This window comes from Sulfurospirillum diekertiae (assembly GCF_002162315.1).
In the GTDB taxonomy this organism is placed as follows: Bacteria; Campylobacterota; Campylobacteria; order Campylobacterales; family Sulfurospirillaceae; genus Sulfurospirillum.
Genome location: NZ_CP021416.1, coordinates 1393474 through 1416031, shown reverse-complemented (window position 1 = coordinate 1416031; position 22558 = coordinate 1393474). Strand labels below are relative to the sequence as shown.

The window sequence follows — 22558 nt, the reverse complement described above, 5'->3', positions numbered from 1 at the left end:
TCCTTAGTAAAGTTTTCGTGTAGAAACATAATATAGTATCATTGATTATACATTATGCACTCTTAGCCTCTCTTTACTCCATTTCAAGATGCATGAGGTACATCTCTTCTCCATCGATGACGCGTAAATCAGTGCTGCTACAAGTAGGGCAAACAAATTCATTGTGTGTGAGCGTTACTTCATTGTGACAATTTTCACAATGAATGACAATTTCTTGCAGATGAACGATAAATTCTGCCTCAGCACAAATGGTCTCTTCTTTAAAGGTATCAAATGCCGTTTGCAATAAATAGGGTTCAACACCACTGAGTTTTCCTATTTTAATTTCAACTTTAGTGATTTTTGTCGCATTATGCTCTTTTGCGTTTTTTTCGCACATCTCTAAAAGGGCGTTAACGATGGAAAACTCATGCATTAGCAAATCCTCGGAAGTAACTCACCTTTAGGTGGTTCTAAAAAGCGCTCTGACCCCCAAGGCGTATGTAAAACAACTTTACATGTAAAGGTGTTGCTCACCTTTCCTATTATGGCACTTTTTGCTGTTTCAGGGAACTTCTTGAGGACCTCAAGTGCTTTTACTGCTTCACTTTGAGGCAAACAAATCACCATGGTTCCTTCATTGGCAAATTCATACGGTTCAAAACCGAGAAGCTCACAAACACCTTTGACCTCTTGCGCCACAGGAATTTTTGCCTCATCGACTTCGATGCACACCTTTGAAGTTTCAGCCCATTCATTCAAAACCGCACTGAGCCCTCCTCTCGTCGCATCCCTGAGCGCATGAATCTTCACACCTGCATCAATAAGCGCTTCAACAGGTTTCCATAAACTTGCACAATCGGTTTGAAGATCACTCTCCAGCTCTATCTCTTCGCGGGTTGCTAAGATACAGGCGCCGTGATTGCCAATTTCATTAGAAACGATGATACAATCACCCTCTTCTAAGTTATGAGCAGAAATATTTTCATACATGATCTCACCAATACCAGCTGTGTTAATGAAAAGTCCATCAACCCCACCTTTTGGTACTACTTTGGTATCACCAGCAACAATTTTAACACCGCTTTTTGCCATCTCATCACGCATCGTGATAACAATCTCTTCAAGGTGAGAATATAAAAACCCCTCTTCAATCATAAAAGAACAGGTCATATAACGAGGCTTTGCCCCCATCATCGAAAGATCATTCACCGTTCCCGCAATCGCAAGCTTACCAATATTTCCACCCTTAAAAAAAAGCGGTGAAACAACAAAAGAGTCAGTTGTAAATGCAATTTTATGGTCATTCATCACAAGGCTTGCAGCATCTTCCATACGCAATAAAATTTCGTTATCAAAATGTTTAAAAAATAGCTCTTTAATAAGGTTTTGGGTCTCTTCACCGCCACCTCCGTGAGAGAGAAGTATCTTTTTACTCACGCCCTTGCTCCTTTGAGGTTCAATTTTCCATATTTAAAGTACGCCGAACACGCCCCTTCGCTCGAAACCATACACGAACCCATTGGATTGGTTGGGGTGCATGCTTTGCCAAAAACTTTGCAGTCAAACGGTTTGGCGCGACCTTTGAGAATCTCACCGCAAATGCACATTTTATGGTCATTAAGTTCTGTTTTAGGCAACACTGCATCAAACACAATCTCAGCGTCAAAAGCAGCATATTCTGCTTTAAGCTTCAACGCACTTTTGGGGATATCACCAATACCACGCCATCTAAAGTGATCACGTTTTTCAAAATAGGTATTGATAAGCTCTTGCGCTTTGAGATTGCCTTCGCGTGAAACGGCTCTGGCATATTCATTGTCAACAACACTTTTGCCCTCATTCACTTGGCGCACAATGCGCAAAACCGACTCCATCACATCGGTGGGTTCAAACCCTGCAACCACGATTGGCGTGTGGTATTTTTCAGCGATCGGCTCATAGATTTTATACCCTGTGATGACACTCACATGCGAAGGTCCAAGAAACGCATCAATAAGGGCATTTCCATCTCCCATAATCGCCTCTACGGCTTCAGGCACGGTGACATGGTTGATGTGAAAAAAGACATTGGTCAGTTTATGGGCGATGGCTTGTTGCATCAAAACCGCACTCATCGGCGTTGTGGTTTCAAAACCAATGGCGAAAAAAACCACGTTTTTATCAGGATTTTCCTGCGCAATTTTAATGACATCCAACGGCGAATAAAGTGAACGTATATCTTTACCCTCGGCGCGAAGTTTTTGCAAAGAGGTTTTACTGCCTGGGACGCGTATCATATCGCCAAGCGTGGCTAAAATGGTATTGGGCATACTTGCTAATGCTATGGCATGATCAATCCGCTCTTTAGGCATAATGCACACTGGACATCCAGGGCCATGAACAAATTCGATCAAATCAGGCAAAATTTGAGAAAGCCCAAACTTCATAATCGTATGTGTATGACCGCCACACACTTCCATAATATTGATTTTGGATTTGCACTCTTTTTTAATGAGTGCCGCCAAAGCCTTCATATGTTCAGGGTCGCGAAATCCTTCAATGAGATCCACTTCAAACATAATTACTGTTTCCTTCTTCATCACTGATCTCACCATCACGCATCGCTTCAGCGATCTCATTATAAGCCGCAATACTATCTTCGGCATGTTCTTTGCTGATTTTATTCATCGCAAATCCCACGTGAATCAGCACGTAATCGCCAATGTTCACTTCTTCGGCAATCAAATCAAGCGTGACTTTACGCTTAACACCCATGGTATCGACGGTTGCATAATTATTTTCATCAATTTCGATGACTTTAGAAGGTATGGATAAACACATGATTACCTCAATGCTTTTTTCATTTTTAAGTAATTGATCCACTGATCAATCCCTTTACCAGACTTACTGTCTATCTCGATGACATCGACTTTTGGATTGAGCTTTCGAGCCTCACGAATTGCTTTTTCAACATTAAAATCAAAATATGGCAACAGGTCGCATTTCGTAATTAAAAACAGATCAGCGCTGCGGAACATTACAGGATACTTGGCAGGTTTATCATCGCCTTCTGGAACGGAAAGAAGTACGACATTAAGGTGACTTCCAACATCATAACTAGCAGGACACACCAAATTGCCCACGTTTTCGATAAACACAACATCAAGCCCATCAATCGGTAAATGATGAAGCCCTTCGTGCACCATAAACGCATCCAAATGACACGCTTGACCTGTAGTGATTTGATGAGCCAATGCCCCCTTTGCAGTGATACGATCGGCATCTTGATTGGTCTCAAGATCGCCTTCTATAACTGCTAGTTTGATCTCTTTTGTATCAATCGTTGCTTCCAAAAGTGTTGTTTTTCCACTGCCGGGACTGCTCATTAGATTGATCGCCAAAACACCATGCTCTTCAAAATGCGCTCTATTGTGCGATGCTTGTGTGTCGTTCGCATCCAAAATCTTCGTAATGACAGCAATGGTTTTTTTGTCATTTAATTGAGGATTGGCATGAATTTCATCATGATTTTTGTGCTCATGGTGATCATGATCATGTGCATGAGGATGATCGTGATGGGTATGGTCGTCATGATCATGCGAATGACTATGCGTGTGACCATCATGATCGTGTTCGTGCGCATGTGCCGCTGACCATTGAGTAGGAGTAATTGAACAACCGCAATCTTTACACATTTTTTAAGTCCTTGTCTCTATTTTTTTCTCTATTATAGTAGAAGTCTTTAAACAAGAGATAAAAAAAGATGTTTCTTAGTTATTTTTAGGAAAAATACACTCATGAAAACAGATCAAAAGCAGTGCATTTTTTGCGGGAACAAAGCACTTTATTTCGTCTCTAATACGCAATGCCGATGCGTTACATGTAAACGAACATTTAGCTATGTAAAGTATGCACAAGAGATGACTATTTTGGAGTGTTTTATCGATAATAACAGTGCGTATGAATGTGCTACGCTTTTAGGATTGAACTATCTTACCATCGCAAAAAAATATCAAAAACTACGTCTTTTACTGATAAGTCACTGTGAAGCTCTTTATGCAGAACAAACGCAGACGTTTTCACAGTATGACGAATACTATTACCTTCCTACATGTAAAAGAGGAAAAAATAAATATCTTTTCGATGCTATCGGTATTTTAAGTATGGTGTACGGCGACTCTATTCACACCCTCTTACTCCCAGATCAATTTGCACACCTGAAAAATTTAGATGAAAATTCCATCGAAAAAGAGACCTATGCACGCTATCTTAACCAGCATAAAGTTGCGCACTACGAGAGTTTTGACAACGTCTTAACACGCTTTTGGAAATTTTTAGAGAGCTGGATGGATCACTTTAAAGGTGTGAGTAAAGAGAATTTTATCTATTATCTAAAAGAAGCGGAGTTTAAATTTAATTATACTCAAGAAGAACAGCGTCTCATTTTAGAGACGCTATGGAAGAAAAATCTTTACATGTAAAGATTATGAAGCGGGAATGGATGCTTCAACAAGTTTGGAGAATTTAACCCCTTTAAGCCCTGCAATCTTCTGTGCAAAGTCTTTCACTTCAGAAACTTTTCCCGTCACCATAATGGTTTCGAGACAATTTTCATGGCTTACATGTACATGAGTATTACACATAATATGTATTTTTGCATCATGTTGAATTTCCAAAATCTTCTGCACGAGCTCATTTTGATGATGCGTATAGATCATTGTCAAAACACCTATAACATCGCTGTTATCGTCTTGCCAATCATCTTTTACGATTTTCTCGCGAATTAGGTCTCTGGTAAATTCACTACGTGAAGCATAACCTTGAGCATCAACTTTTTTGTCAAGCTCTTCTAAAAGTTTTTCTGGAAGTGAAACACTAAAACGAATAATTTTATCCATGGTGTATCCTTTTTATATACTTCAACTACATTTTAATCATACTATTCTTTATTTATTTAAAGATAAAAATATTAATATTACTTTTGAAGTGATTTGTAGATCTGTCCAACACAAATTCCGCCATCATTGATTGCTAATTGTAACGGAAAATAGAGAGGTTGTGTGACATTTTGAAGTATTTGTTCCATGAGTGTGCGATTTTGAAACACTCCACCTCCAAGAACGATTGGATAAGTGTAACGATGGCTTATGGTAAGAGCCATTTCGACCAATGTATTGATAAATTTTGAAGCAATTAGACGTGGTTCTTTATCGTGAAGCATTTGAGCAAACATAGGTTTATAACGAATCATTTTATCGTCTATTTCAAATGTATAGCGATCTGTAATGGCAGGATCATACAGAGCTTCAATAAGCAAGCCACTTTCTCCGTCATAACTTACATTTCCTTCCATTCCACATAAAACGGCAACGGCATCAAAGAGTCTTCCTACTGATGAGCATAAGGGTGAATTAATCTTTTTGGTGTAAATTTGTTTGAGACGTTTGAGTGCCTTTTCATCAAAATAGTCTAATAACAATGCATCAGCCTCGTCACCCAATACATCCCACAGAAGCGAAGCTAAAATGCGTTTAATCTCTTTAATGCTCGCATCTGCACCCAAAAGAGGAAAAGGTTCAAAAAAACATACACGTTCATAACCACTAGGATCACACACTAAAAACTCACCACCCCAAATCGTACCATCATCACCATACCCCGTACCATCCCATGCGATGCCTAACACTTTTCCGCTCAGTTTATGTTCACACATAGCAGAGAGAATATGTGCATAGTGATGCTGCACCTGAACAAAAGGAATATTTTGCCTTTTTGCCCACTGTGTTGATACATAATTTGGATGCAAATCGCCGACGATCAGATCGGGTGTAAAATCATAAAATCGTGAAAAACGCTCTATCATCTTTTCAAATAGTTCATTCGAGGCAATATTATCCAAATCACCAATATAAGGACTCACAATAATTTGGTGATTAAGATAGATAGCAATCGCATTTTTTTGATGTGCGCCTACGGCTAAGATTTTCCGCTCATCCGATGAATCAACTCGAAAGCTCTTTGGAGCAATACCACGAGAAGAGCGCATCAAAAGCGTTTTATCACCAAGGTATTGTAAAACACTGTCATCACTGGAGTTGACTATTTCACGGTTATAATCCAGATAATACTCCACAACGTCATGAAGCTTTTGTTTTAAAACAGTTGCTTCGCTAATAATGGGCTCACCAGAGCGATTGGCACTGGTTGCCACGATAGGGTTTTTGAGGTACTCAAAAAGCATTACATGTAAAGGTGTATAAGGTAAGAAAACACCAAGACGATCGATGCGAGGGGCAATGAGTCCACTGATTTTAGAAGCCTTAACATTGCGCTTTACAAGAACAATCGGGCGAAGCAGAGAGCAAATACCCTCTTCTTCTTGAGCACTTAAAATACACTCTTCTTTGATCGCTTCTATAGTTTTAAACATAACAGCAAACGGTTTGGAAGGTCTGTGTTTACGCTCTCTCAAGCTCGCTAACACCCTGTCGCTTGTGGCATCACAAATGAGATGAAAACCTCCCATGCCTTTGAGTGCTACAATATGCCCAACATTAATCAAATCCGCTAATTTAACAATCGCCGCTTCATTTGTTGCCAATAGTTCTCCATTAATGGAACACAAAGAGAGTGTTGGGCCGCATGTTGGACAGCTGATAGGTTGCGCGTGATAGCGGCGATCAAGAGGATTTGTGTATTCACTTTGGCACGCTTCACACATTACAAAGGGTTGCATTGAAGTGTATGGACGATCATATGGAACAGTTTTGATAATGGAATAGCGAGGTCCACAATGTGTACAGTTGATGAAAAAGTAGTGATAGCGTCTGTTGTTTGGATCATACAATTCTTTCAGACAATCATCACAAATGGACATATCTGGTAATACAAGAGAAGATTTTGTACTTGCTTCATCACTTTGTCGAATTTCGAAGCGTGTATCATTTTTACATGTAAGCCTATTTTTTTGCCAGAAATCAATGCGCGCAAGTGGAGGAAGTTCTTTAAACAAAGCCTGTTCAAACGAATCAAGGCTCTCTTCAAATCCTTCTATCTCAATGATGACACCTTTAGAATTGTTAAGCACAAAACCTTTTAAATGAAAGCGTAAGGCAAGTGTATAGACAAAGGGGCGAAAACCAACCCCTTGGACAATACCTTCTATATGATAAATCAGACGAAATTTACTGATCAATCGGCAATTCTTTATTCAAACAGATCGTATGATTTGGCTTGATGTTTTTTGAAAGCATCTCTGTAAAACGTTTATAGCCAAACAGTGAACCACACAAAGCAATTTTACTTGAAGTAAGATTATCTTTGTGAGAATCAGCCATATCGGAGAGGAAAAAAGAGAGACTTTCCATACAACCAAAACTCAATGTTATTGTGTCCGTTCCAGCGAGTTTGTAACTCATACCACTGCGGAGCAATCTAACATAATTCAAATCAGAACTGAGTGCATCCTCTTTTTCCAAATAATAGTCAATTCGTGGACCTTTTTGACCACCAAAATCTTCGGCATTTTCAATGAGTTGTTCAGCAGCGCGATCAAAATTATCGCTAATGCCTAGTACGACTGCTACAATTTTCCAAAGGGAATAAATACTCTTTGGTAATGTGTTTGGAATAACTGTATGAATCGCTTTTTCGTACAGTTCAGGAAACTGTTCCTTATAACTTGCAACCAGACGCTCAGCACTAGGACTACTTCTCTCAATTTCTGCAAAAAGCTCAGTAAATGAACTTGGCAGTAAAATTTCCACAAGATTAAGCATGCCATTTTCTTTGGAGTAGTGCATGACACGATCATTATGAGTTCGACTAAAATAAAAACAGCTCAACGCTGTATCAAAAAGCTTATGCTCTTGTAAAATAGAAGCCAATGCTGCATGGGAAGGTTCATCAAATTTTTTCAAACTTCCTTTGAGCGCCTCAGAAGCATAACTTTTACCTTGAACAATTAAAATAGTCCCATTTTCAAGGACACTTACCACTAATGGCTCTAGCGCTTTCAAAGTTTGTTCATAATCAACGCTGTACAGACTTTGACACTCTTTAGGAGAAGCTTTAAAAAGGAAATGAACCCCTTTTGCAAAGAGTCGTTTAGAGAGTTGATACAAGAAAAGATCATCTGCAAGTCTTAACATGACGCGAGCTTCTTGAAAAATCTCTTTTTGTGCGAACAGTGCATTTACTTTAAAACGAATTGAAGGGCGCTCTAAAGAGGCAAGCGCTTTGATCTCATTTTCTCTACTGACAACCATACGCTCAACAACCGATAAATCCGTTGCAATCACTTCAGGAAATACAACATGAGAACATGCAGAGATGTTTTCAATTTTGCCAAAAACAAAATGGCCATTTTTAGTTTGGATGGCTATATTTTCACCTGCAACAATCAGTTCAGAAACTTTTTCATAAAGCGATTCATAGCCTTCTGTCATGTTTACATGTAAAAGATTTTTCCCCTCATGTACAAGATGAATAGACGCATCTTTTGGTACAACAACAAAAGGAGAAAGATACTGAGGAGAACTTGGTGCATCCACTGAAGCTAAAATTTTAGGTGTAAATTCTACGGTATATGCCATTGATGGCAATACTTCTTCTTCCTCAGACATGCTTTCTAAAACTTCAACACTGGAAGACTTAAAAAAGATAGACAATGGAAGCGAAGAAGAAAGAGTGTCTGCAAAAGCGCCTAAACGAACTTCATCGGCATCAACAAACAGTGTTACAATCGATTCTTTACGTATAATTTTATGTACAATACCAAAATCATTTGCAATGTCTTTCAATAAATTTTCTAAAATACCATTATGTGATATATAATTAAACTCAAATGCTAAAATCATCGATCCCCCAAACAGGACGTATTTGCCACACTTTGGATGTCAATATCACTGATTTGCTGATATGTAAATCCAAGTTCACTCAAATGTTTTAGTAAAACATTTTCCATAATACCACTGCCTTTGACGACAGCATCTGTAAGTTGTAACGTTGTATCTTCTATAACTTCTGGAATTATACCAATAATTTTTGTAGGAGGACGATCTCCTACCATATCCATCATATTAAGTGTTTGAAGCATCTCGACTTCATGAACACTCCCTTGCCATGTGATTGTATTAGGAACATTTTCAAAATCGAAGAAATAAACATCTCCAATTTCTCCATCTCTTGTATCAACACAATCTAATACAATGACATAGTCATACTCAGCAATAATGGGAATTAAACGCTCCGCTAGTGTACCACCATCAATAAAGGTAAGGGTATGTTCGGGAGAAGAAAACGCATATTTTTGTTCAACAAGACGGCAAAGATGAACTCCGACGCCTTCGTCGGAGAACATCACATTGCCAATGCCTAAAATCAACACTTTCAAGTAAAAACTCTCTTAGTGTTTTGGATCGTGTTTAAGAAACTTATAACCACTGAAAATCGCATCCAAAGAGCCCTCTTTACCCATGATTGAGTTAAAGATTGCCATATAGATATGAATTGGTAAGAAGATCAAAATACCCCACATAACAATGTGGTGAATTTCTCTAACCATTGCGAGTCCACCCATCATTGCTTCGATTGGACGCATATAGTCATATAAGAAGAGACCAATACCGCCACCTTGATAACAATTGACATACAAAATGAGACCTGTTAAGCTGATGATAAAAATCATTGCATAAAGTCCCACATAAGCGATAAATTGCAACGGATTATAGACACCTTTTAAATGAGGATGTTCTCCCATAAAAAGGTAATATTTAAGCTGTTGAAACCATATCTTCGGACTGATGAAATCTACAAACGATACTCTCTCTTTTGAACTAATACCATCAAGGCAAAAAAGGTACGTTTTGTAAAGTGTAATTGCAATCAATAAAAACCCTGCAATTTCATGCCACATTCTGAACTTTGCATTCAAGAAGAGGATAGGCTCATCTGATGATTCAGGAGCGATGAATACATAGGCCAAATAAAACCCTGTCACCGTTAATACAAAAATAGCAATTGCCCTTAGCCAGTGCGTCCAACGAAGCCCTGCTGAGAACTCAAATTCTACATTTCTTTTCATTGTTAGACTCCCTTTCGCTTTTAGCAAGACGCGCCGTTAACATTGACCTTATAACTGCTCATCTCATTCCCTTTTGTATCCATTACATGTACAGCACATGCAAGACATGGATCATAAGAGTGGATGATTCTTACAATTTCAAGCGGTTGAGAAAGATCAGTGATCTTTAAACCAATTAAAGACTCTTCATAAGATCCTCTAACACCTTTAGCGTCTTTTGGACTTGCATTCCAAGTTGTTGGAACAACTGCTTGGTAGTTTTCAATCACGCCATTTTTGATTTTAACCCAGTGACTAAGAACACCACGAGGAACATGTCCAATATAGCGACCTTTGTACTCTTTATTTTTGTCGATTTTATAGCTTGCACAGGTAGCATCATCAACTTTAAGATTATTAATCAATGAAGTAAATGCTTCCATACCGTTATCAGCTACAACTTTGGCTTCAATCATACGACATGCTGTTCGACCGAGTGTTGAAGCTACAGCAGTAATAGGAAGTCCTGTATCTTTCAAGAATTTATCAACGACGACTTTAACGCGTTTGTTACCAAGCGCATAGTTAATAACGATATTTGCCAATGGTCCAACTTGAAGTGGTTTACCATCATAACGAGGAGCTTTAACCCATGTATATTTACCATTTTCATCAATAACTTTAGTTGCAGCAAGCTCACCTTTATCATTAACAGTTTGTGCATCTTTAAAGCCAGTATAATTAGGCTCTTGACGACCCTCGTATGGATGATATGCAGCGTTATCTTTATACCAAGAACGTGTTGCTTCTTCAGTGATTTTACTCTCATCCAATGTTTGAACTTTAAATGGTTTGCCAGTGATTAAATTAACCACATCTTCACCCATCATAACACCACTCTCAAACAAGAAGTCTTTGGCATTAATTTGGAACTCTTTTTCAGTAAAGAGATTTGCAACACCCAAACCACCTGTGACACTTGGCTCTTTTGAATAAGCAAGTCCAGCCATAACAACATCAGGATAGTAAGCATGATTTACAAAGTCTGCCATCTCTTTAAATTTCGTCATATATTCACCCAAACGAGCTGGGTCTTGAAGATCCATAACACACGTTACACCACCAACGGTTAAGCTTTGTGGATGTGGTTGTTTTGCACCAAAGATAGCCATCATTTGTGCAGCAGTTCTTTGAAGTTCAAGTGCTTTAAGGTAGTGAGAAACAGCAATTAAGTTTTGCTCTGGTGTTAATTTGTAGGTTGCATGTCCCCAATACGCATTAGCGAATGGTCCAAGATTTCCTTTTTTAACAAATTCCGCTACTCTTTTTTGAGTTGCCATAAGGATGTCTGCACCGCATGCAACAGGAGAGTCTGTGTATTTAAATGCCTCTTCCGCAGCTTTACGTGGATCTGCTTTAAGCGCTGAAACAACATCAACCCAATCAAGTCCATGAAGATGATAGAAGTGTACAACGTGATCATGCAAGAAAAGTGCATTGTTCATCAATGTACGTGTTAGTTTTGCATTAAGAGGAGGCTCAATTCCTAGAGCATTCTCAACTGCCATAATACCTGCTTTATAGTGAGAGTATGTACAAACACCACAAATTCTTTGTACCATAAAACCAGCATCTCTTGGATCTCTGCCTTTAAGGATAGTTTCAATACCTCTCCAAAGTGTTGAAGAAGAGTATGCTTCTGTAACAACGTTGTTATCATCTACAATAACTTCAACTCTTAAGTGTCCTTCAATTCTGGTGATTGGATCTACTACGATTCTTTTACTCATTTACTTATCCTTCTCTTATTCTTCAGTTTTTCCACTGCCCTTAACCGCAGCAATTGCCGCATGAGCCGCAATACCTACCGCAGTTGCAGTGAGAAGCGCAACACCAACTTTATCAGCAGTTTTATCAGCACCATCGCCATAAACTGTTTTATAAAGTCTATCACCTAATGGCTCTTCAAATGGTCCCATATTGTCCCAGAAACCTGGTTCTGAACAGCCAATACAGCCGTGACCTGCTTGAACTGGCCAAGAAGTATGTTGGTTAAATCTCTCACGTGAACAGTTATTAAAAGTATAAGGACCTTTACAACCTACTTTATAAAGACAGAAACCTTTTTTTGCACCAGCATCGCCAAATTCTTGTACGAACTCGCCCGCGTCAAAGTGACCACGTCTTTCGCAAAGGTCATGAATTCTAAAACCATAAGCCCATTTTGGACGATTGTATGCATCAAGTGCTGGAAGTGTGCCAAAAAGAATATAGTGAAGTACGTTACCGACAATATTTTTCTCACTTGGAGGACAGCCTGGAACATTAATAACAGGTTTATTGGTTACTTTACTAAGTGGTTGTGCATTGGTAGGATTTGGATGAGCCGCTTGAATACCACCAAAACTTGAACAAGAGCCAATAGCAAAAATAGCTGCTGCAGAATCTGCTGCTTTTTGTGCACTTTTTTGACCTGTTTGGCCATGCGGTCCAACGGTTAAGAAGAATTCACTGCTTCCTGCAGGAATACCACCTTCAACCATTAAAATGTATTTACCTTTATATTTTTCAATAGCACTCTCTAAATTGTGCTCAGCCTGCCAACCACAAGCAACCATCAAAGTTTCATGATACTCTAATGAGATATGATCAAAAATCAAACTATCGATTGTTGGAGCGTCTGTTCGAAGCAAACTCTCACTACAGCCCGTACATTCTGCCATATGCAACCAAATAACAGGCAAACGATCTGTTAATTCAGCAGCTTGCGCCATAAGTGGTGTAAATTCTGAAGGTAAAGACAACATTGCAGTGACACCTGCTGCCCACTTCATAAAATCTCTACGGCTAATTCCATGTTCTTCCATTAGTGCCGCAATAGATTTGTCCTCCTTAATACGGGGGAACTTCTCAAGATTGCTAAGTCGCTCAGCAAGCCTTTCGTACAGTTTAGCGTGTTCCATAAATCTCTCCTGTGTAAATTTTCCAAGATCAAAAAGTTAAGGCATTATTCAGTAAATAGACAATAGTTATTTACCTGAATGACTATTCACTTAGAATTAAATCAAAAAACATTTCACAATAAGCAGAAAACAGACAATATTAAGTGCAATTTAAAGTAATAGAGTAAAAATGTAACAAAGAAAGAAGATAAAAAGTGTATTATATTAAAAATGGCTAAATTGTCACACCAATAATGACCTGATTATTGGGTCGTACAGACGGAGCATACATCAAAACTTTTCAGAATAAAATCGGCTTTGGTAAATGAATTTAGACCAATAATTGCCTTTTGTGCGGTGGAAGGATTTTCACGATTACCATTTCCAAGATTCCAAACAGTAGGAGTAATAATATTGTATAACTCAATGATTCCATTGCGAACATTCACCTGATGAATGAGCGTTCCTCTTGGTGCTTCAACAATACCTACACCCTCTCCACTTATGCTGTGAATATCTTTTTTGGGAGGATAAAAAGAGGGCTCATTTAGATTAAGCTTAGAGAGAAGTTGCGTGGTACGCGATAATAAATGGGCACATTCTACTGCACGAGCTACTACGCGTGTGAGCGCTGCATCTTTAAAGCGTCTATGAAAATCACGCATCAAGGGCTCTTTTGCCACCATCATACGTGCCAATGGCCCTACTTCACAATAGCTTTTTTTGTACTGAGCACTTTTTGAATAAGTATACCCCTTGTGCTTATCTTCAAAGAAGGTGTGTTCTAAACTCTCCTGTACATATTTGACATCTGCCCCTAGAACAACTGTTTTGGAAGCTTTAAGGCTTCCTTCGTATAGGTAAGATTTTCCCAGTGCTAAAAAGCGGTCATAACTTCTACCTAAACGATCAAATCCTAGTTTGAGCATCTCATCAATGCCATAAGAGAGTGCAGAAGGTACTGACATGACTTGGAGAGCCGAATCAAAACTCAAAAATTCTTCTAAAGGCATGCCATAAAAATGCTCTTCACAAAATGAAATCACAGAATCTAAACAACCAATTGCGCTTACAACATCACTTTGGAGTGGATCACACGTCACACCGCCTGCCATTACAAAAGAGCCATGAGGCCATTGACCTGTAAAATGAGCGCCCATTTTTAGGCTTTCCATAATGGCACTTTGCGCTTGAAACCACTGCTTCTCTTTAAAAGCATTCCCTTCATACGTTGAATCAGCAATCTTTTTGAGTTCAGGCAAAATAGAGAAAAAATACCATTTGATATGATTGTGAATCTTCTCAGCGTTCAGTGCGATTTCACGAATATCTTTGGCTTTTTGGCTTACATGTAAAGATTCACCTTGATTTTCAAAAATAGATTCAATCGCTAATACTGAAGCGATAGCATGAGAATGTGAACAGATACCGCATACACGTGGCGTTAAAGCTAATGCATCGAGCAAAGGGCGCTTTTTCAAAATCTCTTCAATTCCACGGTAATTAAAAAATTTGATTTTGGCAAAGGTGACCTGTTCGTTGTCCCACTCAAGCTCTAAGGTAGCTTCACCCTCTATTCGTTCGATAATCTCTTTAGTTATTTTCATCTATCAGCTTCTTTTCAAGTCTGTCTATTTTAAAACTTTTAGCAACACCTGCAACTGTATAATAAGCACGTTTACTGATACCAAAAGGTGTTTGAGGTAATGACATATTTTTATGTGTTTCAAACAGAGCGCGACGAGGAAAGTCAAATTCTGTACATCCAAGGCAAGGTGAACCCGCTCTCGTTTTGGAACTAATACCATTCCAAAGAATTTTATTGCAATTAGCATGAGTCATAGGCCCTTGGCAACCATGTTCGTAAAACAAACACCCCTCTTTTTCGCCTAACTGTTTGCTATCCACTTTCCATTCAAAATACTCATTGCGTAAACAACCATGATGTGCAAGATACGCAAAGACCTCTTTTGGACGCAAAAATTCATCTAAAAAGAGTGTGCCTCTATCTCGTAACGCGAACAGTGTTTCAACAAGCCATCTTGGATGCAATGGACAACCTGGGATATTAACAACATTGCTCTTTTCTAACCAATAACCACCCTTCTCTTTACCACTAAACAAAGCTCCCGTAATTTTTTCAGGATCGCGAAGCCTGAAAATGCCACCAAAGCTTGCACAGCTACCTGCACAAATAATATGTTTTGCTCTTCTCGCAAAATTATCAAGAATGTCATAAAAAGGGATGCCAAAACGTTGAAGCAAACGCTCATCATGGCTTAATGCCCCTTCTAAAATCAAAAAATCAAATTTCTCATGACTCTCTAATAATGTCTTAAAACTCTGTCCACCACAGATTAAAGGATGATAGATCATCTCAAATGAAGAGGCAAAACTTGGCATCTGAGGGTAATTCAAAAAAGAGTGACTGTTGCCATTACATGTAAGACCTTGAAGCCAAACAATGGTTGATTTGTGTTTCATTGGCTATTTTTAAGTGCATTATAAATGTTAAGGGAAATATCATCGACGTAATAATTAAGATCTTTTTCCAATACGCCTTCACCATTAAGAAAAACAAAACCACCAAGATACCCCATAAACAGTCCAAATGCAGAAAAAAAATCTTGGTTACGAAGCTCACCAGAAGCAACACCCTCTTCAAAAAAAATCATCAGTTCTGTGACAAAAGAAGAGACACAAAGCATCCCTTCGCAACCATCTTTAAAAACCTCTTTATTGGCAAGATAAACGCGTAGAAAGTAATTAATATGCTGTGGTTTCGAGGTTGCCATTTCAAAATAAATCGCAACAATTTTGCGTATTTTTTCTTTTGCACTCCCCGCTTCTTCGTTGACAGTACGTATAGCAGAACCTAAAATATCGGAAGAGTATTTAATGATTTCTTTAGCAAGAACCTCTTTGGAAGAAAAATAATTGTAGAGATTTCCAACACTCATTCCCATAGCTTTTGCAATATCGGGAATCGTTGTGGCGTAAAAACCTCGTGTTGAAAAGAGCAGTAATGCTGCATCCAAAATTTTTTTCACTTTTTCGAATTTTTTTATTCACGGGATAAATCCTTCAAAATGGACTTTTTTAATTTTAGCATGTTTATTAATATTTATTTAAAATGTTTTACTATAATTTCACTGATCCATTACTAAAGGAGTACAAATTGTTACTTATGAAACTAAAATCTGAAGAAAAATTTGCTTTTTTACAGCTTTCTCAGTATGTTGCCAATCTTGATGGTGAATATGGTCCTAAAGAGCGTGAGATTGTCGAAGAATACTGCACTGAAATGGGCATTGAAAATATAGAAATTGATTTAAAGTATTTTGTGTTAGAAGATACTTTAGCAATTTTTAGATCATCTCAAAGTCAAAGAATTATCTTACTTGCGTTGATGGTCTTAGTCCATGTTGATGATAAATTTGGTATTAATGAAAACAGAGTAATCGATAAAATTGCACAACATTTCAATCTTACAGAACAAGAGATTAATCTTTTTTCAATGTGGGGGAAAATGGGTTCAGCCTTGTACGAACAAGCACTTGTCTTCACGGCAGTTTAGTAAGGTTGGGAAATCCCAACCTCTTTTTTATTTACCTTTTTTAGGAAAGGTTTTCTTCTCTTCGATTAATTTACCTTCCAAAATCTTCTTGCCACTCTCAACACCGGGTTGATCATAAGTGTTGACATTCATCATTTGTCCTACAAGTGATGTTAAAAGTTCATAATAAAAAATTAATTTACCAATGTTCTCTTCATCAATATGTTGAAGGGTAATCGTGTCAATAGGAATGTCTTTTTTATCTAAAAGTGCTTCGATGGTAGAATCGGCTTGCAAGTTAATGAGGTCACAGAATGCAATGCCATTCATCAAATCCAACCCTTCTAGCTCTTTAAGTGTAATCGCAGGGATTTTGATTTTATCATCAAAATTTTCGATTTTAAGCACCGTAACACTTTTATCACGAAGTCCCTCAACAATGAGCTGTAAGAAAGAGTGTTGATCTTTTGGACCAATTAAACCAACGGGTGTAAGACCTACGTTAATGCTACTTTGTTTCTGTTTTTTACCCAAACTCTCACCCCAAAGTTGTACATACCAGTCTGTAAAACTGTCTAAACTCTCAGAATAGGCAAAAAGGGTATTGATGTTATAGTGCATTGAGTTTTTAGCGTAATAGGTTGCTTTTTTTAGAATGGTCTCTTTGATGTAGCCATCTTCAAAAAAGCTTTTCTTAATCGCTTTAGCTCCATCGAGTAATCGTTGAATATCCACACCAACGAGTAATAGTGGTGCTAATCCTGCCGCACTTAAAACAGAAAAACGACCACCAACATTGACAGGAATGTGCAAAACAAACGAGTTAAATGTTTTGGCATGTGCTTCCAGTTTTGAGCCATCATCGGTCACAAAGGTAAAGCGATAATCCAGTGAAATATCTTTAGCTTTCAACAAAGAGAGGACATACTTATAAACAGAGATCGTCTCAATGGTTGTACCTGATTTGCTAATGACAAAGAAGTGCGTATTTTTGATATCCAATTTATTGAGTGTTGAACGAATAGATGCAGGATCGGTACTCTCAAACAGATGCAAGCGTTTGTCAAAATCACGAATACCTTGTAACGCTCTAAAAATTGCTTTTGGTCCCAAAGAACTTCCACCAATACCAATAATAGCGATATCTTTAATCGCATCATAATCATTTTTAGATTTAAAATCTGCTAAGTAGTCTTCGAGATAACTAATTTCTTGATCGGGCAATGCATAATAGCCAATAGTATTTTGTTCGGCTATGATTTTTTCAAAGATGCCCTCTTCTACTTTAATGTTAAAATAGAGTGAATTTTTCAAACGTATCCTCCAAATGATAATTGGTGTGATATTACTACGAAGAATCTTAAAGAAAGCCAAACAAAATGGAGATTTTGTTATAGTAATAAGACTAAAAAAAAGCCGATGGGAGCGTTATGTTTTTACCTACAACACGTGAAGAGATGAACCAAAGAGGATGGAAGCAACTTGACATCATCCTTATCACCTCCGATGCTTATATTGACAGCCCTTATATGGGCGTATCTGTTGTTGGGCGTGTACTCGAACATGCAGGCTATAAAGTAGGTATTATCGGTCAACCAGATGTCAAAAGTAATGTTGACATTACCCGTTTGGGTGAGCCCAAACTCTTTTGGGGTGTCAGTGGTGGAAGTGTGGACTCTATGGTCTCCAATTATACGGCGACAAAGAAATTTAGAAACAGTGATGATTATACACCGGGTGGTATCAACAACAAACGACCTGATCGTGCAAGCTTAGTGTACACCAACCTCATCCGCCAATATTTTAAAAATACAGTGCCTATTATGCTTGGTGGTATTGAAGCCAGCCTTAGACGTATCACGCATTATGATTTTTGGAGCAATAAACTTCGTAAACCCATTTTATTTGATGCTAAGGCGGACTACCTTTTGTACGGAATGTCTGACAAGAGCATTGTGGAATTTGCCGACGCACTTAAAGAGGGAATTGAGCCTTTACATGTAAAAGGACTCTCTTACATTTCCAAAGAGCCAAAAGCTGAGTATATCGCCCTTCCAAGCCATGCTGAAACACTTGTGGATAAACTTAAATTTATGGATATGTTCGATCTGTTTTATCATAATAATGATCCAATCTCAGCCAAAGGACTCTGCCAAAAAGTAGATGATCGTTATCTCATTCAAAACCCGCCGGCACTTTACCTTACCACAGAAGAGATGGATGAAGTGAGTAGCCTACCTTTTATGCGCGATGTCCATCCTTACCACAAAAAAGAGGGTGTCGTTAAAGCACTCGAGACCATCAAATTTTCTATTTCAACGCATCAAGGCTGTTATGGTGAGTGTAACTTCTGCGCCATTACTGTGCATCAAGGCAAAACAATTCGAAGTCGTAGTGAGAGTTCTATTCTCAACGAAGCCAAACACTTTACAACGTACAAAGATTTTAAAGGCATTATCTCTGACCTTGGTGGACCTACAGCCAATATGTACGGTTATGAATGCTCCAAAAAACTTGCCAAAGGTGCATGTGAAGATAAAAGCTGTATGTTCCCCAAACTCTGTAAAGCACTTAAACCTACGCATAAAAAACAATTGGATTTGCTACGAAAAGTAAGAGCGCTTCCGGGAATTAAAAAAGCATTTGTCGCTTCTGGTATTCGTTATGATCTCATTAGCGAAGACAAAGTGTATGGTTATGAGTATCTTAAAGAGATTGTCGAGCATCATATCAGTGGACAAATGAAGATTGCACCTGAACATATTGATGATGAAATTTTGGGGTTAATGGGCAAACCGGGCAAAGAAGCTTTGGTTGAATTTAAAACACTCTTTGACAGGCTAACGCATGAGTCAGGTAAAAAACAATTTTTGACCTACTATCTTATTGCTGCACATCCTGGCTGTGAAGAGAAACATATGCATTCACTCAAGCAGTTTGCGAGCACTGTACTCAAAATCAATCCTGAACAAGCGCAAGTCTTTACGCCAACACCTTCTACATACTCTACGCTTATGTACTATACAGGGCTTCATTTTAAAACACGTCAACCTCTTTTTGTCGAAAAAGATACGCTCAAAAAAGAGAAGCAAAAAGAGATTGTTGTGGCGAAAGAGCGTAAATTTCACAGTGGACTTGACAGTTGATGTAACCAAATTTAGATAAAATAATTCCCAAAGAGGTCAACAATGGATACGCTTGTTTTTCAAAACATCATTATCGCTATTGTTCTTGGACTGCTCATTGGGGTGCAGCGTGAAATGAATCTTTTGTATGCCAACCGAAAGAAAGATTTTGGAGGGGCACGCACGTTTGCACTCATCTCACTGATAGGCTATCTCTCTGCGTGGCTGAATATGTCTGTTCCGTATGTGCTCATTGCTTCTGTGTGCGTTCTAGGTGCTTTATTGATGGGGGCATATATTCTCAACCGAACGCCTACTGAAAATGGGATGACCACAGAGTTTTCAGCGCTGGTAGTTTTTCTCCTAGGAGTCCTGCTCGCTTATGAGAAAATAACACTGGCTGTTTTTGTTGCCATGAGTGTCCTTTTTATTCTCAATCTTAAAGAGAAGATCCAAACCTATGAAAAAGTGATTAAGAAACAAGATCTGAGCGCTATGATTCTCTTTTTAATGATGAGCTTTGTTATTTTGCCTCTTTTTCCCGATGAACCGCTTGATCCTTGGGGCTATTTTAATTTCTACAAGATTTGGCTGATGGTCGTTTTGGTTGCAGGCATCTCTTTTTTAGGCTATATCGCCGTACGTCTTGTGGGCATCAAACATGGTATTGGATTGGCAGGCCTATTAGGCGGTATTGTCTCTTCAACGGCTGTTGCCCTTAGTCTTGCACGACGATCCAAAGAAAATCCTTCGCTTTCTAAAAACCTCGCTATTGGTGTAGGACTTGCCTGCTCCATTATGCTGTTTCGTATTTACATTGAGCTTTTGATCATGAATGCTGTACTGGCTCATAAGATTTTATACCCTGTTTTGATAGCCTCTTGTGTTGGGTATCTCTATCTTGGCATTCTCTATGCGACTACTGAAAAAGAGAAAATCATTCAAGAGACCGTGTTTAAAAATCCCTTTCAACTCTCTGAAGCACTTATTTTAGGGCTTTTGTTTGGTGTCGTCATCGCCCTTGTCAAATTTGCAGACACTTCGTTTGGTGAATTAGGTGTTTATATTATCTCATTTATTTCAGGCTTAACAGACACGGATGCCATAGCACTTTCGCTTGCATCCTTATCCAAAAATGGGTTAGATGTGACAACTGCATTAAACGCTATCACACTTGCGATCATCGCTAATTCATTGCTTAAAAGTCTGATTGTTTTTCTATTAGGTACGCGTAACATTGCCTCTTATGTTGCGGGCTATATCTTACTCACAATGGGTACATTTTGTGGTGTTTATTATGCACTATTGTAGATTACATGTAAAGGAAAAAATATGTCAGTTTTAATGGAATTTAGTATGTTTCCCTTAGAGGGAGAAGGCAGTAAAAGTGCGGATGTTGCACGTATTGTTCAGATGATTCATGAGAGTGGTTACAGTTACAAGCTTACACCTATGAGTACGGTGGTTGAAACAGCTACAATAGGTGAAGCACTTAAACTGATTGAAGAGGCTTATGCGCTCTTAGAAGCATGCGGACGCGTTTATGCATGCCTAAAGTTCGACATAAGACCAAGCCGAGTCGATGGTATGCACCAAAAAATTGAATCTGTGCAGAATAAACTCGACTGCCTTATTACCATTTAAAAATTTTTCATTATGCCGATTTGCTATTATGTTTAAATAAGGGGGCAACTTATGCAAACCATAGGGGCAAATAACTACAGTTCTAACCATTTTGGGTTTTCATTTCAAACCAGCAGTGGTGATGTCATTGACCTTAGTTTGTATGATGAGCGCTCGTTGAGTGTTTCCCAAGAACAGAGTGATACCGCACAAACAACAACCCTGTCACTTTCTCATGCCTATGGCTACCATTTTCATTACAAAGGAAATGGCATTGATGCTAACGATCAAAAAGAGATAGATGCTGCGATGAAAACCATTCAACCCAAAATGGATGAATACTTCAAAACAGTTCAATCCTCCTCTTCAGAAGATGCAACAACCACCAATACTGCATTTGATATCAACTCGATCTTACCGAAAACGAAAGATCTCAATACCCAAAATTACCTCAATGATAGCCTACTTAAATCATTGGATAAGATTTTAGAACAATCACACAATCAAAGCGAAAAAATGCTCCAAAAAGCACAAAAATTGTTTGATCGTATTTTAAAACAGCAACAGGGATTTGATCTTTACATGTAAAAGGGTTGGTGGTATGAGAGCATACCACCCTAAGGGTTATTTGAAGGTTTTCTCTAAATGTGTGTGAAAACGTACTTTTTCTTTTGCTAAATCCAAATCACCTTTGAAAATATCATGAACAGAGAACGTTTTTAAAGGTTCTGCACCACAAAATTGAAAGGTTTTATGTGTGGCAACATTGGCTTCATCAAGACTAAGCCCTTCAAAAAAGCCCTCTTTATTGCTAAATTCACTCGTTGGGCAGTTATAGGTAATGGAGAGCATATACGTTTTACCTTGCATCAATCCGCCACTTCCATAACGCTTTGTTACGTCACTTCTGGTTCTACCATCGCTCACATAGGTTGCAGTATCTTTTCCTGCTGAAAAAATCTCATCAATATATTTTTTAGCAAGCCAAGGCACGCCCATCCAATACGTTGGGAATTGGAAAAGAATAATATCTGCCCATGCAAATTTTTCGACTTCTTCTTTGATGTTGTAGTCACTCTCGACAACACTGTGTTTGATGGCATAGCCCTCTTTGTGAAAAAACTCTGTCGCTGTATCGATATAAAACTGTGTGAGTTTTCCCTCGGCAACATGTTCATAGTATTGATGACCATTGATAATCAGTACATTTTTCATCGCGTCTTCCTTTTTTTTGTTTATTGGGAATATTATAGATGTAATATACTTAATTTATCTTTACAATACTTTA

General features: G+C 38.4%; 23 protein-coding genes. 6 read left to right on the top strand and 17 right to left on the bottom strand.

The window, feature by feature from the left end; all coding sequences use genetic code 11:
• Window positions 1-73 precede the first annotated feature (73 nt).
• From hypA to hypB, 5 genes are read right to left on the bottom strand one after another with little or no spacing between them, the layout of a single operon-like run.
• Window positions 74-415 carry a hydrogenase maturation nickel metallochaperone HypA gene (gene hypA / locus Sdiek1_RS07260; RefSeq protein WP_087438576.1) on the bottom strand — a complete coding sequence of 114 codons (342 nt, stop codon included), beginning with the start codon at window positions 413-415 and terminating at the stop codon, window positions 74-76.
• A complete protein-coding gene (gene hypE / locus Sdiek1_RS07255) occupies window positions 415-1419 on the bottom strand; it encodes a hydrogenase expression/formation protein HypE (protein ID WP_087438575.1) in 1005 nt (334 codons plus the stop codon). The genes hypA and hypE overlap by 1 nt, the downstream gene beginning before the upstream one ends.
• Complete coding sequence (gene hypD, locus Sdiek1_RS07250) at window positions 1416-2531, bottom strand: hydrogenase formation protein HypD (protein WP_238099286.1); 1116 nt, start codon at window positions 2529-2531, stop codon at window positions 1416-1418. Before hypD ends, hypE begins: the two co-directional genes overlap by 4 nt.
• Window position 2532: 1 nt before the next feature.
• Complete coding sequence (locus tag Sdiek1_RS07245; protein WP_087439855.1) at window positions 2533-2802, bottom strand: HypC/HybG/HupF family hydrogenase formation chaperone; 270 nt, start codon at window positions 2800-2802, stop codon at window positions 2533-2535.
• Between the two features lie 2 nt (window positions 2803-2804).
• Window positions 2805-3656, bottom strand: coding sequence for a hydrogenase nickel incorporation protein HypB (gene hypB, locus Sdiek1_RS07240; RefSeq protein ID WP_087438573.1), 852 nt, complete (start codon window positions 3654-3656; stop codon window positions 2805-2807).
• 102 nt (window positions 3657-3758) lie between these two features.
• Between hypB and Sdiek1_RS07235 the strand changes: the two genes are divergently transcribed.
• Window positions 3759-4442 carry a hypothetical protein gene (locus Sdiek1_RS07235; RefSeq protein ID WP_087438572.1) on the top strand — a complete coding sequence of 228 codons (684 nt, stop codon included), beginning with the start codon at window positions 3759-3761 and terminating at the stop codon, window positions 4440-4442.
• Between the two features lie 3 nt (window positions 4443-4445).
• On the opposite strand, the gene nikR is transcribed toward Sdiek1_RS07235, so the two are convergent.
• From nikR to Sdiek1_RS07185, 10 genes are all read right to left on the bottom strand, one after another.
• Complete coding sequence (gene nikR / locus Sdiek1_RS07230) at window positions 4446-4859, bottom strand: nickel-responsive transcriptional regulator NikR (RefSeq protein ID WP_087438571.1); 414 nt, start codon at window positions 4857-4859, stop codon at window positions 4446-4448.
• Between the two features lie 77 nt (window positions 4860-4936).
• Entirely contained in the window at window positions 4937-7156 is a 2220-nt protein-coding gene (hypF, locus tag Sdiek1_RS07225) for a carbamoyltransferase HypF (RefSeq protein WP_087438570.1), read from the bottom strand.
• Window positions 7146-8819, bottom strand: coding sequence for a hypothetical protein (locus Sdiek1_RS07220; protein ID WP_087438569.1), 1674 nt, complete (start codon window positions 8817-8819; stop codon window positions 7146-7148). Before Sdiek1_RS07220 ends, hypF begins: the two co-directional genes overlap by 11 nt.
• Window positions 8816-9355 carry a HyaD/HybD family hydrogenase maturation endopeptidase gene (locus Sdiek1_RS07215; RefSeq protein WP_087438568.1) on the bottom strand — a complete coding sequence of 180 codons (540 nt, stop codon included), beginning with the start codon at window positions 9353-9355 and terminating at the stop codon, window positions 8816-8818. Before Sdiek1_RS07215 ends, Sdiek1_RS07220 begins: the two co-directional genes overlap by 4 nt.
• A 12-nt stretch (window positions 9356-9367) precedes the next feature.
• Window positions 9368-10045, bottom strand: coding sequence for a Ni/Fe-hydrogenase, b-type cytochrome subunit (cybH, locus tag Sdiek1_RS07210; protein WP_087438567.1), 678 nt, complete (start codon window positions 10043-10045; stop codon window positions 9368-9370).
• A gap of 20 nt (window positions 10046-10065) precedes the next feature.
• The gene (locus tag Sdiek1_RS07205) at window positions 10066-11814 is read right to left on the bottom strand and encodes a nickel-dependent hydrogenase large subunit (RefSeq protein ID WP_087438566.1); all 1749 of its coding nucleotides are present in this window, start codon (window positions 11812-11814) and stop codon (window positions 10066-10068) included.
• Window positions 11815-11829: 15 nt separating this feature from the next.
• Entirely contained in the window at window positions 11830-12987 is a 1158-nt protein-coding gene (locus tag Sdiek1_RS07200) for a hydrogenase small subunit (RefSeq protein ID WP_087438565.1), read from the bottom strand.
• A 242-nt stretch (window positions 12988-13229) separates the two neighbouring features.
• Window positions 13230-14573, bottom strand: a complete 1344-nt coding sequence (locus Sdiek1_RS07195) for a nickel-dependent hydrogenase large subunit (RefSeq protein ID WP_087438564.1) — start codon at window positions 14571-14573, stop codon at window positions 13230-13232.
• Window positions 14560-15450, bottom strand: coding sequence for an NADH-quinone oxidoreductase subunit B family protein (locus tag Sdiek1_RS07190; RefSeq protein ID WP_087438563.1), 891 nt, complete (start codon window positions 15448-15450; stop codon window positions 14560-14562). Before Sdiek1_RS07190 ends, Sdiek1_RS07195 begins: the two co-directional genes overlap by 14 nt.
• The gene (locus tag Sdiek1_RS07185) at window positions 15447-16016 is read right to left on the bottom strand and encodes a TetR/AcrR family transcriptional regulator (protein ID WP_238099233.1); all 570 of its coding nucleotides are present in this window, start codon (window positions 16014-16016) and stop codon (window positions 15447-15449) included. The genes Sdiek1_RS07190 and Sdiek1_RS07185 overlap by 4 nt, the downstream gene beginning before the upstream one ends.
• Window positions 16017-16153: 137 nt before the next feature.
• On the opposite strand from Sdiek1_RS07185, the gene Sdiek1_RS07180 reads away from it, so the two are divergent.
• Window positions 16154-16543 carry a tellurite resistance TerB family protein gene (locus Sdiek1_RS07180; RefSeq protein ID WP_238099284.1) on the top strand — a complete coding sequence of 130 codons (390 nt, stop codon included), beginning with the start codon at window positions 16154-16156 and terminating at the stop codon, window positions 16541-16543.
• Window positions 16544-16570: 27 nt separating this feature from the next.
• Here Sdiek1_RS07180 and Sdiek1_RS07175 read toward each other — a convergent pair whose 3' ends face one another.
• The gene (locus Sdiek1_RS07175) at window positions 16571-17836 is read right to left on the bottom strand and encodes a glucose-6-phosphate isomerase (protein WP_087438560.1); all 1266 of its coding nucleotides are present in this window, start codon (window positions 17834-17836) and stop codon (window positions 16571-16573) included.
• Window positions 17837-17952: 116 nt separating this feature from the next.
• Here Sdiek1_RS07175 and Sdiek1_RS07170 point away from each other — a divergent pair, with 116 nt between their 5' ends.
• The 4 genes from Sdiek1_RS07170 to Sdiek1_RS07155 are packed head-to-tail and all read left to right on the top strand — an operon-like array spanning window position 17953 to window position 21858.
• Window positions 17953-19668, top strand: a complete 1716-nt coding sequence (locus tag Sdiek1_RS07170; RefSeq protein ID WP_087438559.1) for a YgiQ family radical SAM protein — start codon at window positions 17953-17955, stop codon at window positions 19666-19668.
• Between the two features lie 42 nt (window positions 19669-19710).
• Window positions 19711-20958: an MgtC/SapB family protein gene (locus tag Sdiek1_RS07165; RefSeq protein WP_087438558.1), complete on the top strand. Its 1248-nt coding sequence runs from the start codon at window positions 19711-19713 to the stop codon at window positions 20956-20958.
• 21 nt (window positions 20959-20979) lie between these two features.
• A complete protein-coding gene (locus Sdiek1_RS07160) occupies window positions 20980-21291 on the top strand; it encodes a thiamine-binding protein (RefSeq protein ID WP_087438557.1) in 312 nt (103 codons plus the stop codon).
• Between the two features lie 51 nt (window positions 21292-21342).
• Window positions 21343-21858: a diacylglycerol kinase gene (locus Sdiek1_RS07155; protein WP_087438556.1), complete on the top strand. Its 516-nt coding sequence runs from the start codon at window positions 21343-21345 to the stop codon at window positions 21856-21858.
• A gap of 36 nt (window positions 21859-21894) precedes the next feature.
• Here the strand turns inward: Sdiek1_RS07155 and Sdiek1_RS07150 are convergent, their stop codons facing one another.
• Window positions 21895-22485: an NAD(P)H-dependent oxidoreductase gene (locus Sdiek1_RS07150; RefSeq protein WP_087438555.1), complete on the bottom strand. Its 591-nt coding sequence runs from the start codon at window positions 22483-22485 to the stop codon at window positions 21895-21897.
• Window positions 22486-22558: the final 73 nt, after the last annotated feature.

Bases quoted from the DNA above. Each gene is read 5' to 3' on its own strand.
- hypB (WP_087438573.1), bottom strand. From the start codon at position 3,656: ATGTGTAAAGATTGCGGTTGTTCAATTACTCCTACTCAATGGTCAGCG.
- nikR (WP_087438571.1), bottom strand. From the start codon at position 4,859: ATGGATAAAATTATTCGTTTTAGTGTTTCACTTCCAGAAAAACTTTTA.
- Sdiek1_RS07170 (WP_087438559.1), top strand. From the start codon at position 17,953: ATGTTTTTACCTACAACACGTGAAGAGATGAACCAAAGAGGATGGAAG.
- Sdiek1_RS07160 (WP_087438557.1), top strand. From the start codon at position 20,980: ATGTCAGTTTTAATGGAATTTAGTATGTTTCCCTTAGAGGGAGAAGGC.
- Sdiek1_RS07245 (WP_087439855.1), bottom strand. From the start codon at position 2,802: ATGTGTTTATCCATACCTTCTAAAGTCATCGAAATTGATGAAAATAAT.
- Sdiek1_RS07155 (WP_087438556.1), top strand. From the start codon at position 21,343: ATGCAAACCATAGGGGCAAATAACTACAGTTCTAACCATTTTGGGTTT.
- cybH (WP_087438567.1), bottom strand. From the start codon at position 10,045: ATGAAAAGAAATGTAGAATTTGAGTTCTCAGCAGGGCTTCGTTGGACG.
- Sdiek1_RS07235 (WP_087438572.1), top strand. From the start codon at position 3,759: ATGAAAACAGATCAAAAGCAGTGCATTTTTTGCGGGAACAAAGCACTT.
- Sdiek1_RS07180 (WP_238099284.1), top strand. From the start codon at position 16,154: ATGAAACTAAAATCTGAAGAAAAATTTGCTTTTTTACAGCTTTCTCAG.
- Sdiek1_RS07165 (WP_087438558.1), top strand. From the start codon at position 19,711: ATGGATACGCTTGTTTTTCAAAACATCATTATCGCTATTGTTCTTGGA.
- Sdiek1_RS07205 (WP_087438566.1), bottom strand. From the start codon at position 11,814: ATGAGTAAAAGAATCGTAGTAGATCCAATCACCAGAATTGAAGGACAC.
- Sdiek1_RS07220 (WP_087438569.1), bottom strand. From the start codon at position 8,819: ATGATTTTAGCATTTGAGTTTAATTATATATCACATAATGGTATTTTA.
- Sdiek1_RS07190 (WP_087438563.1), bottom strand. From the start codon at position 15,450: ATGAAACACAAATCAACCATTGTTTGGCTTCAAGGTCTTACATGTAAT.
- Sdiek1_RS07200 (WP_087438565.1), bottom strand. From the start codon at position 12,987: ATGGAACACGCTAAACTGTACGAAAGGCTTGCTGAGCGACTTAGCAAT.
- Sdiek1_RS07150 (WP_087438555.1), bottom strand. From the start codon at position 22,485: ATGAAAAATGTACTGATTATCAATGGTCATCAATACTATGAACATGTT.
- Sdiek1_RS07195 (WP_087438564.1), bottom strand. From the start codon at position 14,573: ATGAAAATAACTAAAGAGATTATCGAACGAATAGAGGGTGAAGCTACC.
- hypA (WP_087438576.1), bottom strand. From the start codon at position 415: ATGCATGAGTTTTCCATCGTTAACGCCCTTTTAGAGATGTGCGAAAAA.